This is a genomic window from Umbribacter vaginalis, from assembly GCA_001552935.1.
GTDB lineage: Bacteria > Actinomycetota > Coriobacteriia > Coriobacteriales > Eggerthellaceae > Berryella > Berryella vaginalis.
The window spans coordinates 43,515-60,262 of sequence record KQ959713.1 but is presented as its reverse complement, the minus strand read 5'-3'; the positions used below and the strand labels follow the sequence as shown (position 1 = coordinate 60,262).

Sequence of the window (16,748 nt, the reverse complement as noted above, 5' to 3'; positions counted from 1 at the left end):
TGTACGATAAATTTCTGCATTTTGAAGCCACAATTTACGATTTTTTTGTGGTGGCGTGCAAATAGGTATGAAATTTTTCATGTAGCAAGAGGTGCGCATGCGCTAGTTCTGTTTACATGCAGTGCACAGGTGCTGTTTACATGCACCGTTCGTGCGCTCCTTGTAAGCGTCGTTGTGCGCTGGTCTCACACATGTGAGCATGTGTTTTATCAGACGCTGCAGCAGTGGGAGCGTGGCGTTGCGCTTCATTACGTATCGCGTTGCTATGATGTGTTTGCGCTTCGTGTACGCTGCGGTTTAGTTTTTAGCTTGCGCACCATAGCGTTCGTAATACGTATCAATACGCTGTTTCAGTTCATCATCGATAACAACACGCCCTTGACATGGCTTATTGTGCAGCGTTTCAATTACTTCGCTCATTGTTACAATGCTTGCGGTGGGGAAGTGATAGCGTTGCGCTACTTCATCCAGGGCGCACAAGGTGCCACTTTTTCCTACTTCCATACGATTAAGCGACACCATAAGTCCCACAACAGTAACGTTTGCAGCTTCGGTAAGCAGGGGATATGTTTCATCTATCGATTTACCTGACGTTGTTACATCCTCAACCATTACAATTTTTTCGCCATCGCGCAAGGGAGCGCCTAAAAACATACCACTATCGCCATGATCTTTTAACTCTTTGCGATTTGAGCAGTAGCGCACTTCTTTACCGTAGAGCTCATGCAAGCCCATAGCTGTTACTACTGATAAGGGAATGCCTTTATATGCGGGGCCAAATACGACGTCAAAATCAAGCCCAAATGCATCATGAATAGCTTGTGCATAAAAGAGCCCCAATTTGTGGAGCTGTTCGCCGGTATTATATGCTCCAGCGTTCATAAAAATAGGCGATTTGCGTCCGCTTTTCAGCGTAAAATCGCCAAATTTTAGTACGTCGCTTTTAACCATAAATTCTATAAAGTGTTGTTTGTATTCTTGCATCATATTGCTCCTTAGGCTTACACAAACGTACGTGTTCTGCACAGCTGGTTTTACACTGACGAGTGTTATAAACGAGCGCTTTGCTGTTTGCATTATACGGCATTATACGCGTAGAGCACATGTATCACCATGCAAACATAAACGCGTAAACGCGCTCTTTGTGTGAGGAAGCGTAAAAGTGTTGTTGTGTGCGCTTGTGTCGTGCTGTGAGAGCGTCATAATAACATGCAGCATGAAAAGGAGAGTACGGCATGGAATATCAGCCTGGTAGCGACGTTGAATTTTCGCTTGCAGCACAGCATAAAGAATTTTTCTGCGAATGTATAAACGCTCAATGCGTGCATGTACATCCACGCAAGGCAGCATGTGTTGCTGAAAACGCTACGCTCCAGCAATCTGCGCAGCGTTGTCGTATTGGCGTATTTGATTCTGGTTTGGGTGGAATAAGTGTGTTGCGTAAAGCTATAACGCGTATTCCATCCGCTGATTTCTTATTTTTTGGCGACTCTGCGTTTGCGCCCTATGGCTCAAAACCGTGTGCGTGGGTAAAAAAACGATCGTGCGAAATTATTGAAGCATTTATTGAAGCTCAGGTAGATGCCGTTATTATTGCATGCAATACTGCCACATCAGTTGCCATAAATTATGCGCGTGCAACGTATCCATCACTTCCTTTGTTTGGTATAGAGCCAGCTCTTAAGCCTGCTGTAGAAACGCTACGCGGAAAGCGCATTTTGGTAATGGCAACACCCGTAACGTTAAAGCTCGACAGGTATCATGCACTCAGTAAGAAGTGGGCTCACCTAGCACAGATAACTCCTGTTGCGTGTGAAGGGCTTGCTGATCGTATTGAACAAGGTAACTTTGAGGCAAGCGATTTTAAAGCATTGCTTCAACATTTGATAGGTGCTTATGCTGGAAAGATTGACGGTGTGGTGCTTGGATGTACCCACTATCCGTTCATTAAAAAGCAAATTCGCGACGTGCTTGGTGATGTAGTATTTTTTGATGGATCGCTTGGTACAGCCAATTATGTGCATACAAGGTTAGTACAAAAAGGCCTTATCGATGACACGCTTGATATGTTTGCCGCCGGCACTTCTGTGTGTAATTCGCACATTACGCCACGTGCATACCGTGCACAGGGAATACAGGGATTGCATGACATGCAAGGTGTACAGGAAACACAGGCAGTACAGGGATTGTACGACAACACGCAAGATGCACAGGAAACACGCAGCTTCCAGAAAACGCAAGCATGCAACACGTCCAGTGCTGTAGTATCAGCAATTGCACCATTTCAGCATGTTGTAAGCTTGCAAACGTCTGCACCAGAGCCTGAAATGCTCAAGCGTTATGAACTGTTTCTTACATCTTATTTTGAGCAATAAAATTGCGAATATGCCAGCTATGTTTGTTGCATAACAGCCAAATAAGGCCAGCAGTTTCATACAGCAGCACCAGTGCTGGCATAAGAATACCTGAATCTTCAATAATAAGCATTAACACAGCAGTTACCATAAGCGCAGTATACGCGCCTGTAAATTCTGGATTTTCATCCCAAAATTGTTGGTAAGCTCCAGGTTTTCCCCATCGTAAAAAGGCAAGGAATGCAACGATTATCACAAATACAACGCTCAAAAATGGCGAAAACGTGATAGTGTTCCACGACAAACGCACAACATTTATGAACAGTGTTGCAAATACTTTCCATCCGTCAGTTGTAAGCGCCTTAGTACTGATACCTAAATGCGACTCACCATTTAAAAACGTATCAAGTACAAATACACACAGCGTTACAACAACAGCTATGATCATGGCAAGCAGTAAATGCTTCCATGTGATGTGCATATGATTAAACATAGCCCATGCTACCAGCATACCTACGATACCCCAAACGAGTACGCCAAAATTTGACCCCCACCATGGTGCTGCGCATACCATAATAATAAACAGTGATCCAAGAGGAAAAATTGCGCGTCGATAGAGCGTGTTGGCGCTGCTCGGTAAGCGAGTAAGAATAAATCCTGAAAACATGATCCACGATGCAAACACCAAGCTGGCGCCTTCGTTTCCTATGCCGTAGTAGCGTGTTGCGTCAAGAGGAGAGTAGCTTAAATAGCCGGTAACGGTCATAGGGCCACCCAGCAGTTGGTCTATTACCAGTATGCTAAAAGTAGCTGCAAGCATGAAAAGTAGCGAATATGACCAGCGAAACACCAGCGCAATGATAATGCATATAAAGCTAATTTCCATTACAACAAAACCGAAAAAGTCGAAGCTAATTTCAGCTGTTGTAAACGAAGGAAGCTGTAAGTGCATCACAAATGTAGCGAGCGGAATTGCAAGCATAACAATCCATAATATGCGTGCAAGAGGCAACACATGTTTTAAGAAACGTGGCTTATAGCGAATGTCAAGTGAAATGAGTGCTGCGCTTATCAGGAGCGTAAATGCAAGTAAGCCAATAAACACCGAAATAAAGCCCTGTTCTGATTCATCAATTGAGTCGGCAACTGAGTCGTTTCGGGACAGCATGGTTGTGCGTTGCAGCGCGCCATACGAGTTTGTGAACGGGTAAATGCTTAAGTTTGCAGGATTGCGCTGTTTTTCAACAAGCAAGGTGTCGATAGCAGCTGCTACGTTGCTTGAGGTAATAAGTCCGCTTCGGCGTACGGTACTTGAGCAAATAAGACCATTATCGCCACCATCAACCATAATAAGCATGCCATAACAGGGAAGTGTGTAGGTACTTATTTTCGAAAGCGCTGGTGAAGATGTAATAAGAAGCGAATCGTTGGGAGAGAGATTTTCGTACAGTTCGCGTATAAAGCCTTCAATTTCAACCATTGATGTTGAATTGATACGTCTATAGTGAAAGCGTGGATTGGCAAGTCGGTTGATGATATCGATTTTCTTTTCAGTAATAACGTTTGCTACGGCAGCTTTTCCTGCAAGCATCTGAAGTGTTGGTGTTTTGTCGTTGGTTATTTTGCTCCATGTAAGATGTGGTGCTACTACTAAAAATACTTCTCCTGTGCCTGGCATAGCGGCATAAGCTGCTTTTTCTTGCTCGTTGAGTAAGCTTGGTTTGAGTTTGTCGTGTGCGATAGGTCCTTTGCCCTGACCTGCCCATGCACAGGATTGCGCTTGAGGATTTCCTGTCATTACACTTGATAGAAGCGCCGAAGCAGGTTCATCAATGCACAAGCACAGTGCAAGAACAAGTATCAAACATGTTTTCAGTATGGTTTTCATGTTCGTCATTATACCAGCCAATTATCTAAACTCGTGCACAGGTAAGCACATACACAGTGCCTACACCAGCTTGTTTTAAACACTGCGCCGCTGCGGCAATCGTAGCACCTGTCGTTATAACGTCGTCCAGTATACATACCGAGCGTGGCACTGTGCAATGGTCGTGCAACGTAAACGCGCAAGCAGCATTTAAGCTGCGCTCTGTTTGCGACAAGGTGCGCTGATCAGCATGCTTTGGGCGCTCAAAAAGTGACAGAAGCGGTATCGAGCTTGTATGCTCGAGTGTTTTACCAATACGCTGCATATGATCAAACCCACGCCGTTTGAGTGCGTTTTTGCTTGCAGGAATGTAGGTAAAAGCATCAAAATGCCATTCAGGATGCATACATTGATACATAAAGCGTGCAATATAATCAGAAAGTTCCTGTTCACCTTTATCTTTATACCCGCGAATAAGTGCGCCGCTTGTTGATGAGAAACGCAATGCGCTTGCAGCAGCATCGTAGGGTAGTTCAGTAAGATTGCGTTTGTGAAGTGTATACGAGTTACATTCAGTGCACCAGCGCAAGCCATAGGCGCTGCCACAGCGTGGGCACGCACTCCATCTATCCAGAAAATCAAGGTGATGCTCGCAGCATTCGCATAAGACACTCCCTTCTTCACCGCAGATAATACATCGTTTTGGCCATAGACTCTCTAGAAGCGCACCGCTTAACGCGCTTATAAGCACAGCGGGTGTGGTAGTATGTGCGATGCTTTTCTTCATGCATGCAGTATGGCAGGCAAAAGACGCCAAAAGTACGGCAAAAAGACGCCAATAAGACATTACAAATACGGTAAAAAGCTGCTAAAAGTACGGTAGTAATACGGCAAAAGCCGCTACGAATATTGCAAAAATACTTCAATAGGCAGCGCATGCCATGATACAGAGCTCCAAGCAATTCTGCATCATTGCACGAAACGTGTGCCCTTACTATGCATATTGTAAAAATGTAAAATGCTTGAAAGTACATACGCGATACGTATAAATTTTTGCTACACTATAAGTGCTTTCCTTGGGTCTGTAGTTGCAAGTGTCCTTTGTATTGCTTGTATGCGTAATGCGCATCTTTAAGCACATAATGCGGCACTTTAGTCCATGGCAGACGCGGTCAAAAGGATCCACGTAATCGCTTTAGCGAGAGCATGGCGCGTTCTAGATATAAGTCGCATCGTTTGTTGATGGCAACATAGTGTTGCGCAAGCGAGAGAGTTGGCGTGTAAGCAAAGCTCCAATGCGCGAGTGTGGGGTCAAAAACTAGGTCAGCTAAGGAAAGCGGTCATGCTATAAAGATGACTGCTCTGTGTCGGATCACATTATGAACGAATGCTTCCCCAAGAGAGTTAAAGGAGTGCCCATGAAGTGCAGATGGCTACGATATGTAAGTATAGTGAGTGCGCTTTGTGTTGCAGTAGTATGTGCAGGATGTGTGTCGTTTGATCATACAGCTTCACACGATCCATCACGTAATCCCCCTGTGCAAATTCTTCCAGCTTCTCTTATTCAACCTGGCGTTTTGACGGTTGGTTTAAACGCTAAAACCGCTCCGTTAGCGGGAAGCTCAAGCAAAGATAATCATATGTGCGGCATTGACGTTGATCTTGCCTATGCGCTTGCCGATCAAATGGGGCTTAAAGTGCGCCTTGTTGATATTGGAACCGATACGCAAGACGCCCTTGAAAAAAAGCGCGTTGACGTTGTGTGTGGTGTTGAACAGCAAAGCGCTTCTGCATCAAAAGAGCAAACGCATCTGTGGTATACGGATACATATATTCCTTCTGGCGTTGCACTTTTTGTGCGCGATGCGCAACACACTGGAGAGCGCATTATACCTGCCGATCGTGCTAACAGCATATCTCCATCGCTGCCTGTGGCGCACAGTAAGCCTAAGATTGCTGTGCAAAGTAGCTCAAAAAGTGCATGGGCAGTGGAAAATGTATTTGGCGATGAATCACTTGTTAGTCAAAACAGCTTACAAAATGTATTTGATCAATTGAATTCTGGTGCGGTACCGTATGCAAGTTGCGATGTGCTAGCTGGACTTTATTTCTCTAAGCAGCATAATTCAACAGTAAGTTTACTTGCGTTTGTGCAAAAACCTCACGGATATTGTGTTGTTACGTCTCCTAAAAATACGGGGATGCAACAAGCGCTTACTACTGCACTCGCCAATGTAAAAGCACAAGGTTATATGCGCATTATTGAACAAAAATGGCTCGGTTGTACTCTTGATACGTCTCGCATTGCAACAGTTGTATCGTCTCAAAGTTCCTCACGTACGTTTGCGTCTGCTACACAGGAATAAAAACAACTTTTGAGAAGGTTTTATAAGCAGCGTATGCACAACCAAGCCCAGCACAAAACTTCCGATAAGCGTAATGAGCGTAAACGGAATAAAAATAAAAAAGGAGTTTGGTTGCTCTAACTGTGGAAATGCACGTAAGAGTTCGTATTCAATTGGCATATGAATAAGGTAGATATAAATAACGTAAGGTGCTACAAATTCTATTGGTTTTCGCATAAATACCAAGAAGTGCGATATGTTTTTCAACAGGAAAAACATGCACAGCACGAGTGCGATATGCATCGGAGAATTGTCGTTTAACTGTTCAGTATGTGCGGTATAGTTACAGATAACACATGCTATAAGTGCAGCTAAACCACAGAAATATAGTATCCATCGCGCACGTTTATTTTCAAAATACTGCTCTACGCTTGGACCAATGCAAAATAAGAAGAAAAACGAAACATATTTGCCAGGGAAAATCCACGTCCACTCGAATGGTAGTGTTGTATTAGATGACACAAAATGTATTGCAAGCCATATGATAGTAAGCGCAAACAGCCAATTCATTTTTTCACGACTCAGCTGTTTGAAGGCAGGCGCCAAAAACGGTGCTGCAAAAATAAGTGGAATAAGCGTAAACATAAACCAGTATTCTGAATGGTTAAGTTCGGCAAGGAGCGCAAGAAGAAATTCTTTCCCAACATGAGCTGCAGTTTCATAGTTGGGAAACAAGTTATAGAGTGTTCGCAGGAGTGCAAGTATAGCAAATGGTATAAGCAGTCCTGATACCTTTTTCATGTAAAACGTACTAATGTGTTCATCTGCTTGACGCGTAAGTGCAAATTTACCTGCCAGTAAGAAAAATAGACCGTTGCACGTAAAAAGAATATTGCGCATTGTGTAGGTGTACGCCCATTGCACAGGTGTTGTAGCGATATATGTAAGGCAGCTTGCATGAATAGCAAGCACAAAGCAGATAGCTACAAATCGCATGAAGTCGTAATCGAATATGCGCTGTTTGTGCTGGATTGTGTGAGTACCGTGTGTACGAGGCATAGTGGTTTCCCTTAGCTGTGTGATGTAATTGGTTTTCCCTAGTTCTGCGGTGTAATAAGCGTATGCACGTCAAAGTGTTTTTTGCTGTTCTCAAGGAGTTTGCTTGACGTAAAGGTACACGTCGCATTATGCGTGGCAATTTCTGTAAGAGCGTGTGCAGAACTGTGGAGCATATCAAGTGTTGTGTCGAGTATTTCGCTTCGGAAACGTGCGCGTATGGTAGCTGGCTTGTTTTGGAAGAACAGTGCATCGTGTCTACAAATAATTTGGCGCGCTTTTTCAGGAGCATCAATGCTTGCAACGCTACTTACAATAAAGCCCTCAAGCGCCTCACTGTTTGCCTGATACGACTGTAGCCAGCACGCTGCAGCTTTAAAATGATCCAGCGTTTGATCGAGGTGCGGATCACGGAATGAATAATAGTTCATGAAGCCTGGCGCTGATACGCTCAGTCCCACACCATATGCACCACCTTTTACGCGAACTTCATTCCACAGATAGTCAAGTGTAAGTGCGCGCGATACAACACTCCACGTTCCTTTATAAGGAAGCTGCAATAAGCGTAAATCGTAGCCTTGGCTGGCATAGCATACATTACCAGGGATGATGAACGCTTCTTGTTTGATTTGTGGCTGAGGAATAGTCATGCGCTGCGTTGGAATAGGCCGCTTTTGGGCACATGCAACCACATTGTGGCGCGAGTCAGACTGCACAAACGGGTTGGCGCACTCATGCTTATTAAGCTGGGGCTGAGTTGCCCAAAATGCATCGTACTGTTCATCGCTTCCTGCAAATGATAGCGTGCAATTGTCATCGCAGAACAGTTGAGCTGTAAGTGCATATAAACGCTGTACAAGCTGGTCTTTTTCGTTGTCGAAACGCTCCAAAAGTTTACATAAACTGCGGTAATAGTCAACACCGCCTAATGCTTCACTTACAACGCCCTCTTGTGAATAGTACGAGCGACACCGTGCCATAGCGCAGCTATGACCAGATTCTACAAAAAGTTGCTCCATTTGTAATTTTTTCTGTTCGAGGATGGCTTTGATACGTGCCGTGTCCTCAAATTTGGTTTCAAGAAGCACTTCATTTACTAAGCTGGTAAGCGCTGGCGAAAATTCTTCAAGCGCACTTGCACTTACCGTAAACATAATGCGTGGCGTTGTAAGAGGATGCGCGGTGGAAGTATGCGCCTGTTCTCCCTGCGTGTATGTTGCTTGTTCAGCTTGCTTGTTCTGCGTGGCGTTTTTGTCATGTGCATCCTGTTCAGGAACATATTGTGCATGGACTGCAGGGTAGAATGATAAGTTGCCTAAGGAGTGCTGTACCAGCGTGTCAATCTGTGCTGCGCTATGTCGCTGTGTATCAAGTTTCCCCATAACAAGCGCCAAAATTGACAGGTAGGGTAGGTCGTCGAATTGTAGATGACACGCATCAAAATGACGATATACATACGTTATGCCGTGTGTTTCCAAAACGTGGCGAATGGTTGGAAGTGGTGCATCGTCAATAAACTCAAACGGAGCTTCTGCGTGTGCGCTTTCAATATCGCTTGTTCCCAAATGAGGTAAGCAAGCCTTAGCTTCTGCGCTATCTTCCTGTGTTTGTAGAGCGCGCAACTGTTCCTCTTGCTTTACCAGTTGCATTTTCTCATCTTGCGAAAGTGCACATTTAGTGCGCTCAAATGCGGCATCGTCACTTCCGTAGCTTTCTTCACCTGGCTTAACGATAGCTAGCGCATAGTGGTTATTCTCCAAAAACAGCTCGCGTGCAAGCGTTGTGAAATAGCTGCCGTGTGCCTGAGCATGTAATTCTTTGAAGATGTCTTCGTACTTGAGATACTCATAGGCAAGCGTATCGTCGTAAAGCCACGTATTGAACACATTCATGGCATATACCACGCCATCGGCACAGCCGAAATTGCGCTCGCGCATGATAAACTCGCAGTGCGCCAGCGCTGCTTCTATCAGTGCACTATCAATTCCAGCATCAAGAACAGCGGATGCATGTTTTTTGAGCTGTGCATAGAACTCATCAGGGCATAAATCGCCAATGCCTTTCGCTTCTACGACGGCATAGGGTTGCGCGATGGCGTCAACTACCGAAACGTCAATTTCGCTTGCCACCTGCGCATCAAGCAGCGCGCGTTTCAGAGGAGCTTCATTCGAGCCAAATAGCGCGTCAAGCAAAATTTCTGTTGCAATAATGCGTTTATGATCGCTAAACTTTCCTATCAAGAATGCGCCACCAATAACCGATTTATCAGGCGTTATGTCTCCATAGCGCACGATATCACGCTGAATAGTAGGCGCCTGAAATTCGATGCTGCGTGGCATGTATGCGGGCAGTTTGGCGCTGGCACGTTCTTGCGCTTGATTGCATTCTTCATCGTGAACAGGAGTAAAATACGTGTCGTTGATAAAGGCAAGCACGTCGTTTATGTGCACATTGCCATAGATAATCGAATAGCTATTCGCCAGTTGATAGTGTGCGGCGTGGTTATCAAGGAATTCCTTATAGCTGAGCTGTGGAATGTCGCGCGGCGTGCCACCCGATTCAAAGCGGTAACACGTGTCTGGGAACATGCCTTCAAGCAGCGCTACCGAAAGAATTGACGACGCATCAGCCAGCGCGCCTTTCATTTCGTTATACACAACGCCATTTGCGCATAAATGCGTGTCTTTATCAGGCATAGTAGCAGGATTTTCCTTACAGCTTGGATCGTTTGGCTTCAGCTCATAATGCCAGCCTTCTTGTTCGAAAATTGCCTTTTTTTGGTAAATTGCGGGGTGAAATACGGCATCCAGATACACTGACATAAGGTTCATCAGGTCTTTTTCGTTTGTCGACGCCACAGGGTAAAGCGTTTTGTCGGGAAACGTCATTGCGTTCAGGAAAGTTTGCATAGACGTTTTCAGCAGGTCAACGAATGGTTCTTTTACGGGATAGCGCTTCGATCCGCACAGCACCGAGTGTTCAAGAATGTGAAAGACTCCCGTATTGTTGTTTGGCGGTGTTTTGAAACCGATAGCAAATGCTTTGTTGTTGTCGTCATTTTGCAGGTAGAGCATGCGCGCGCCCGATGCGTCGTGTTTCAGTACCCACGCCCAGCCATCAATTTCGGGAAGCTTTTCGCATGACACAACACTAAAGCCGTGAATATGGCTTGGGATCTGGCATTTTTCTGGATAGTGCGCCGAGTGCTGTTTGCTCGTGCTTTGCGCCCGCGTGCTTGCGGAAGATTCATTCGCAGCTGCGGACGTATGTATATTCGAACTTGCGGGCGTGTGTGATATGCGCATATGCGTTCCTAACATTACGAAGTGCCGGTATAATTTCCTGTATAAGCTGCCCGATTACAACAGCATTACGCACCATGCCGCATAATCGAGCGATACCTTGTGTTGCTCTTACACTATCATATTGCAGTGCTTCTTAAGCGTTCAGCAGTCGGTGCATTGCAAAAAATTCACGCGCAAAAATGCAATTTTTTCTTGAAGAACGTAGGCGAATTATCCCAAATAAGTATAATTAACTGTGAGACGAGTTATTGCTAAGGAGGGTGTATTGAAGGAGAGTTTATGTCGTTTTATCACCGTTTTGCACATGCATCACGACTAAACCCATCCAACAAAACTCAACCATCACGCCTGCGAAACTTAAGCTGCGCGCATGGTGCGTTTTTGTGGGGTGCTTTAGCGACGTGTGCGCTGTCCGTATGCGCTTTTTCTGCCTTCGCGTCGTATGCGCAAGGCGCTCCTGAACCGCCAGGGAATACGCCACCTGCACAAACACAGCAAGACAATCCACCGCAACAATCGCAACAAAATCTCATTCCGATCGATGAAGAACATTTTCCCGATGCAATGTTTCGCAGCCTTATCGAAAAACATGTCGATGCGCCACAATCGACAGGCCTTGCAGGTGACAAAAAATTAAGCGCTGACGAAATTGCAAACGCTAAGCGCCTTAATATCGATTGGGTATCGGGCGGTGCGCAAAGCGATGTGTACGACTTCAAAGGCATTGAATACCTTACGGCACTCGAAGAGCTTCATTTTATTGGAACGCCTGGTGATAGCCTGAAAACTGTTAAGCTTGACGTAAACAAGAATACCCAGCTTAAAAAACTTGATGGCACATGGGCGGCACTCAAACACCTTGATCTTTCACATAATACTAAGCTTGAAGAACTTACTGTGAATGGTTCAGGCTTGGAAGGCGAGCTTGATCTTTCACATAATACGAAACTTAAGAATGTTCAATGTTTTAATACTCATCTAGCAGCTGTTAGTTTGCCAAAAACATCGACGCTTACTAATGTAAATGTTTCTAACACGAAGATAAGGCAGCTTGATGTTGCAGGATTGTCGAATTTAGAAACGCTGAATGTTTCACAATGCGCCCTTGTTGCGCTTGATGTTTCTTCGTGCACCAATTTAAAACAGCTGTACGTACAAAAAAGCACACTGCATATGCTTGATGTATCGGCATGTAAGCAGTTGAAAAATCTTGATATAAGCAATGCCGCTTTGCTTGGTATTACGTTTGGCGATGCTATTCCTGATATGCTTATGGGCGATCAAACAACGCAAAAGGTGCATGTTACATCAGCGTCTAACAGCATTGATTTGAAAACCTATGCTCCTTCAATTAATCCAGCGTGTATAGAAAATCTCAAAAATGCCACGTTATCGGGAACAACGTTAACAGTAACCAATCCATCGTCTGCTGTTACGTATAACTATCGTTTTGGAGGCGATACGAACGATTGCCTTTCGGTGGAACTAACGCTTGATGTGCAAGGATCTGCAGAAACTTCTGCGCAGTCGTTAGCTACGTTATTTCCTGACAAAGCGTTATGCGCGTATATGAAGCGCTTTGATACCAACAACGACGGTGTCTTGAGTGCTGATGAGCTTGAAAAGATTACAGCGCTTGAAATATGTGGTGCACCATCAGGTGCAGCGCCATCAGGTGCAACACCATCAGGTGCAACACTATCAGGTGCCGCGCAGGTGTTTGACCGCACGGCAAAACTTGACGCTGCGCATGCGATATATTCCTTTGCAGGTATTGAGCACTTGAAAAATTTACGCGTGTTTAAGTTTGCTGGCAACGCAAGTTCCGATCAACAAGCTGCGCGCACGATACATCTTGATCTGTCTAAGAATACCCAGCTTACAAACCTTGTTGTGCAAAGCGATGAAGCACTTGACGCACTGAACGTTGCATCACTTTCAAAACTAGAGCAACTTGAGTGCTATGGCGCTGGCATTTTGCGTCTTGATGTGTCGCAAAATGGTGCTCTTAAGCAGCTTGTGGTAATAGGTAGTAGCGCAAAGAAGGTTCCGCTTACGCTGAAAAGTTCTAGTTTGACTGCATTGCAAGGTATTCATGTAGAGCATTGTGTAATTGATAAAGCAGATAAACTAGGATTAGCGTTTGCGCAGTCGCCGCAGCTGAAATCTGTGAGCATTATCGATACGAACGCTAAGAAAATAGATCTTTTAAATAACAAGCAGCTTTTAACAGTAGAAGTGCGCGACAATGCAACGTGCTCTATGTTATTCCTTAGTTCGTTTAAGCCCAACTGGAGTATAGAGCGTAATACAAAATTGGTGCAATTAAATATAAACGCAGGCAAGATGACGTTTGACGATATTCGTGCAGCGTATAAGGCATGTTCTCAACCTGCTATTTTAAATGTTACGAGCACGAGTGCAGATGTTTCATATGTCTTTGATGCTGCGTTTGATGGCCTCGATGAACTTGATTTATCAGGAGATGCTCAAAGTGTAGAAGTGAAGTTAATTCCCAGTTTAAGCACGCTTGATGTAACAGGCCTTGAGAACCTGAAAATGCTTGATGTAAGCACATTACCTGCACTCACAACCCTGAGCTATGAAACAACGCTGAAAGAACTTAAGCTGTTGCAAGCTCAGCGCGATAAGCTTGCTGATGCGTCCAATACGCAGACAAAAATTACTGTTGTAGATGTGTCTGCACCCGATACGCATAGCGGTGATCAGCCTGGTACGTCAGGTCAAGGCACCGAACAACCTGGCACAACGCCTGGACAGTCTGGCACAACAACCGAGCAGCCTGGTACGACTGGTCACGAAAATCCATCTCAGCCTGGCACACTTTCCGATACTCATACCCAAACACATTCTGGCGATGCATCGTCACCTGATAGCAATACCTCTCATTCGTCAGCACATGATACAAATGAGCATTTTCAAAACAATACAGAATCTGTTGAGCCTACCGTACTTAATATCAAAGCAGGTAATGGAGCTGAAACACTTAATACATTGCAACCATACCAAGCAATACTTGAAGCTTCTCGTGCATTGTCAGCTGATGCGCCGCGTGTACAATTGAGTGATGTTAGCTTACATACTGCTTCACAGATGACAGAAAAGCCCCAGATCGTGTGTGCGACGCTTGCTCCATCAGCGCTTTCAGCGGAACATCAAGCGCAATATGCTAAGGTGTTAGACGAGTTGTCGTCTATGGAACAGCATAGCAATGCGGTTCTCTTCGATGTATCAATGCTTGTTAATAATGCATTGAAGCATGATGCGTTTGGTTCATTAACGTTTAGTTTTACTGTTCCAGGTGCGCATGATGGACGTGTAGTAGCAGTGTGGCATATGCATCAATCAGGTGAAATTACTAAGCAATTTGTATCAGTTAAAAATGGGAAAGCGTCAGTAACGGTAAGCGATTTGTCGCTGTTTGCTTATGCGCTTATGTCTGAAAATTTTGTTGTGAAGCAATCGAATAATGCTATTACAGCACCCTCATCTTCAGCAAATACAACACAGAGCATAACAGCACCGAATACTCAAGCTGATAATACCGTGTCGGGAGCGTCTGCACAGGATAATGCAGCTGGCACCAATGGTATGCCGCGCACATCCGATACAGTCGCATTGCTTATGGCTTTCGCTCTTAGCGTATGCAGCGTTGTGATACTGTGCACTTACAGAAGATTTAGCACGCATCGTTAGAAGTTGTGAAGCGACGTTTTATAGAATGCAGCTTGATACCTCTGATTCTTGTTTTCGCTACGATTACATGGCAAGCCACTGTTCTAGAAATAGAGCAGTGGCTTTTTGTTTAGTAGTTTTGTGCAAGATGTGTAGGAATATGTCCTTGCGAAAAAAAGTTTCATTGAGGGGATTGCTTTATTACTCTACTGTGATAAAGTACTGAACTATCAAAAACTGGAACACATCTTCAAAGGAGTGATGACAATGCAAGCTTTGGATGCTTTACGCACAAGCGTGCGCCGTGCTGTCCGTTCTACACGTTCGTATTTTTGCACTTCGCGCCACAATCTTAGCTGCAGGCAGGCTTGCAGCACCAGCACTGCATCTGCACTGAGCGCCACGCACAGCGCAGCCGTGCTGCCAAACGAGCTTATGCCTGTTGCATCGTCACGCTCACTGAAAACAGCGGCGCGTATCTGCTTGTGTGCAGCTTTGTTCCTGGGTGCGCTTATGCTTAGTTCGTGCATGTCGTCATCGTCTGAAAGCGCTGATAGCAACACGCTTACGGTTGGATTTGACGCATCGTATCCACCGTATGGTTTTATGGGGCAAGACGGTACATATCAAGGGTTTGACCTCGATTTAGCGCGCGAAGTTGCCAAGCGTACGGGCATGACGTTCAAGGCGGCGCCTATCGATTGGGACACTAAAGACGTTGCGCTTAATTCGGGCATGATCAACTGCATTTGGAACGGGTTTACGAAAGAAGGTCGCGAGAATTTGTACACGTTCTCAGAACCGTATATGATGAATGCGCAGGTTGTTGTAGTACGCAGTGATTCGCCGATAAAAGAGTTGTCTGATTTATCGAAAAAGGCGGTTCTTACACAAGTTGAATCGGCGGCCGACAAAATTTTGAAAACACCTGCTAGCAGTAATGGTCGTGCAGAATTAGCGGCGCAATTTTCTCGCTTGGACACCGTTGCCGATTACAACGCAGCATTTTTACAGCTTGAGTCGGGTGTTGTTGATGCGGTTGCATGTGATATGTCGATTGCTGCATACCAGTTGGCACAGTCAAAAACAAGTTACCGCATTCTCGATGAAAAGTTATCATCGGAACACTACGCCGTAGCATTTGCGAAAGGGAATACAGCGCTTGCGCAAAAAGTAACTGATACCTTGCGCGAAATGTATAAAGATGGAACGGTGAAAAAATTGTGCGACAACTACGCAAGTTATGGTCTTCGCTATGATGGCTGGGTGTTAAAATAAACCCGCAACCAGCACAAAAGCGCTCCAGGTTATGGAGCGCTTTGGCGTTTGGAATGGCGCTGCCAAGCGGCGCTGCACTTTTCTGTTGGGAAACCGTGCAAGAATAGTGCAAAGGCATACAAACTGCTACATCAGCCGGCATATCAACCGGCACAAAGTACGTAAGAAAGGGATGCAATGGATGTAGGCGCAACGTTGGGGCTTTTAGCACAAGGCTTCTATTCTTCGTTACTTATTTTTGCAATCACGCTCATAGGTGCTTTACCTTTGGGAGTTCTGATAGCACTGTGTCGCAGTTCGCGTTTTGCGCCTCTTGCGTATCTAACGCGCATTTATATTTCCATCATGCGCGGAACGCCGCTTATGCTTCAGCTTATTGCCATCACCTTTGGTCCTTTTTATATCTTTCACCTGCGACTGTCTACTGAGTGGAAAATTATCGCGTGCTCGATTGGTTTTATCTTGAACTACGCGGCATATTTTGCAGAAATTTATCGCAGCGGCATTCAATCGATTCCTCAAGGTCAGTATGAGGCTGCCCAAGTGCTTGGCTATACGCGTAAGCAAACTTTTATGCTTATTGTATTACCGCAGGTATTTAAGCGAATTTTGCCCGCGTTAGGCAATGAGATTATTACGCTTGTTAAAGACACGTCGCTGGCATATGTATTGGGCATTGCCGAGATGTTCAGCGTTGCGAAAACACTTGCTGCATCGGCTGCAAGCATGATTCCGTTTGCGTTTGCTGCCATTATTTACTGGGTTTTCAGTTCGCTCATTGAGATTGTGCTAGCAAAAATTGAGAAGCACTTTTCGTATTATTCCGACTAACCAGCATGGTAAGAAA

General features: G+C 45.0%; 10 protein-coding genes. 5 read left to right on the top strand and 5 right to left on the bottom strand.

Going from position 1 to position 16,748, the window contains the following annotated elements; genetic code table 11:
- Nucleotides 1-297: 297 nt before the first annotated feature.
- Nucleotides 298-984: an orotate phosphoribosyltransferase gene (gene pyrE / locus HMPREF3190_RS06425; protein WP_066781739.1), complete on the bottom strand. Its 687-nt coding sequence runs from the start codon at nucleotides 982-984 to the stop codon at nucleotides 298-300.
- 251 nt (nucleotides 985-1,235) lie between these two features.
- On the opposite strand from pyrE, the gene murI reads away from it, so the two are divergent.
- Nucleotides 1,236-2,375, top strand: a complete 1,140-nt coding sequence (murI, locus tag HMPREF3190_RS06420) for a glutamate racemase (RefSeq protein WP_066781484.1) — start codon at nucleotides 1,236-1,238, stop codon at nucleotides 2,373-2,375.
- Here murI and HMPREF3190_RS06415 read toward each other — a convergent pair.
- A complete protein-coding gene (locus HMPREF3190_RS06415; protein ID WP_066781480.1) occupies nucleotides 2,353-4,242 on the bottom strand; it encodes a hypothetical protein in 1,890 nt (629 codons plus the stop codon). The two genes, murI and HMPREF3190_RS06415, sit on opposite strands and share 23 nt — an antisense overlap.
- 25 nt (nucleotides 4,243-4,267) lie before the next feature.
- Nucleotides 4,268-5,008, bottom strand: a complete 741-nt coding sequence (locus HMPREF3190_RS06410; protein ID WP_156425752.1) for a ComF family protein — start codon at nucleotides 5,006-5,008, stop codon at nucleotides 4,268-4,270.
- Between the two features lie 631 nt (nucleotides 5,009-5,639).
- Between HMPREF3190_RS06410 and HMPREF3190_RS06405 the strand changes: the two genes are divergently transcribed.
- Nucleotides 5,640-6,587: a transporter substrate-binding domain-containing protein gene (locus tag HMPREF3190_RS06405; protein WP_066781478.1), complete on the top strand. Its 948-nt coding sequence runs from the start codon at nucleotides 5,640-5,642 to the stop codon at nucleotides 6,585-6,587.
- Here the strand turns inward: HMPREF3190_RS06405 and HMPREF3190_RS06400 are convergent.
- Both HMPREF3190_RS06400 and HMPREF3190_RS06395 read right to left on the bottom strand, forming a co-directional pair.
- Nucleotides 6,555-7,625 carry an acyltransferase gene (locus HMPREF3190_RS06400; protein ID WP_066781476.1) on the bottom strand — a complete coding sequence of 357 codons (1,071 nt, stop codon included), beginning with the start codon at nucleotides 7,623-7,625 and terminating at the stop codon, nucleotides 6,555-6,557. The two genes, HMPREF3190_RS06405 and HMPREF3190_RS06400, sit on opposite strands and share 33 nt — an antisense overlap.
- 38 nt (nucleotides 7,626-7,663) lie before the next feature.
- Nucleotides 7,664-10,927 carry an insulinase family protein gene (locus HMPREF3190_RS06395; protein ID WP_066781474.1) on the bottom strand — a complete coding sequence of 1,088 codons (3,264 nt, stop codon included), beginning with the start codon at nucleotides 10,925-10,927 and terminating at the stop codon, nucleotides 7,664-7,666.
- Nucleotides 10,928-11,206: 279 nt separating this feature from the next.
- On the opposite strand from HMPREF3190_RS06395, the gene HMPREF3190_RS06390 reads away from it, so the two are divergent.
- The 3 genes from HMPREF3190_RS06390 (at nucleotide 11,207) to HMPREF3190_RS06380 (ending at nucleotide 16,732) form a co-directional block, all read left to right on the top strand.
- The gene (locus HMPREF3190_RS06390; RefSeq protein ID WP_066781472.1) at nucleotides 11,207-14,644 is read left to right on the top strand and encodes a leucine-rich repeat domain-containing protein; all 3,438 of its coding nucleotides are present in this window, start codon (nucleotides 11,207-11,209) and stop codon (nucleotides 14,642-14,644) included.
- Nucleotides 14,645-14,890: 246 nt separating this feature from the next.
- Nucleotides 14,891-15,901, top strand: coding sequence for a transporter substrate-binding domain-containing protein (locus HMPREF3190_RS06385; protein ID WP_449676352.1), 1,011 nt, complete (start codon nucleotides 14,891-14,893; stop codon nucleotides 15,899-15,901).
- A gap of 177 nt (nucleotides 15,902-16,078) precedes the next feature.
- Nucleotides 16,079-16,732 carry an amino acid ABC transporter permease gene (locus HMPREF3190_RS06380; protein ID WP_066781470.1) on the top strand — a complete coding sequence of 218 codons (654 nt, stop codon included), beginning with the start codon at nucleotides 16,079-16,081 and terminating at the stop codon, nucleotides 16,730-16,732.
- The last annotated feature ends 16 nt before the right edge of the window (nucleotides 16,733-16,748 follow it).

What these genes read in the sequence shown, in the direction of transcription:
- HMPREF3190_RS06390 (WP_066781472.1), top strand. Translation starts at nt 11,207, where the DNA reads ATGTCGTTTTATCACCGTTTTGCACATGCATCACGACTAAACCCATCC.
- HMPREF3190_RS06385 (WP_449676352.1), top strand. Translation starts at nt 14,891, where the DNA reads ATGCAAGCTTTGGATGCTTTACGCACAAGCGTGCGCCGTGCTGTCCGT.
- pyrE (WP_066781739.1), bottom strand. Translation starts at nt 984, where the DNA reads ATGCAAGAATACAAACAACACTTTATAGAATTTATGGTTAAAAGCGAC.
- HMPREF3190_RS06405 (WP_066781478.1), top strand. Translation starts at nt 5,640, where the DNA reads ATGAAGTGCAGATGGCTACGATATGTAAGTATAGTGAGTGCGCTTTGT.
- HMPREF3190_RS06410 (WP_156425752.1), bottom strand. Translation starts at nt 5,008, where the DNA reads ATGAAGAAAAGCATCGCACATACTACCACACCCGCTGTGCTTATAAGC.
- HMPREF3190_RS06395 (WP_066781474.1), bottom strand. Translation starts at nt 10,927, where the DNA reads ATGCGCATATCACACACGCCCGCAAGTTCGAATATACATACGTCCGCA.
- HMPREF3190_RS06400 (WP_066781476.1), bottom strand. Translation starts at nt 7,625, where the DNA reads ATGCCTCGTACACACGGTACTCACACAATCCAGCACAAACAGCGCATA.
- HMPREF3190_RS06380 (WP_066781470.1), top strand. Translation starts at nt 16,079, where the DNA reads ATGGATGTAGGCGCAACGTTGGGGCTTTTAGCACAAGGCTTCTATTCT.
- HMPREF3190_RS06415 (WP_066781480.1), bottom strand. Translation starts at nt 4,242, where the DNA reads ATGAAAACCATACTGAAAACATGTTTGATACTTGTTCTTGCACTGTGC.
- murI (WP_066781484.1), top strand. Translation starts at nt 1,236, where the DNA reads ATGGAATATCAGCCTGGTAGCGACGTTGAATTTTCGCTTGCAGCACAG.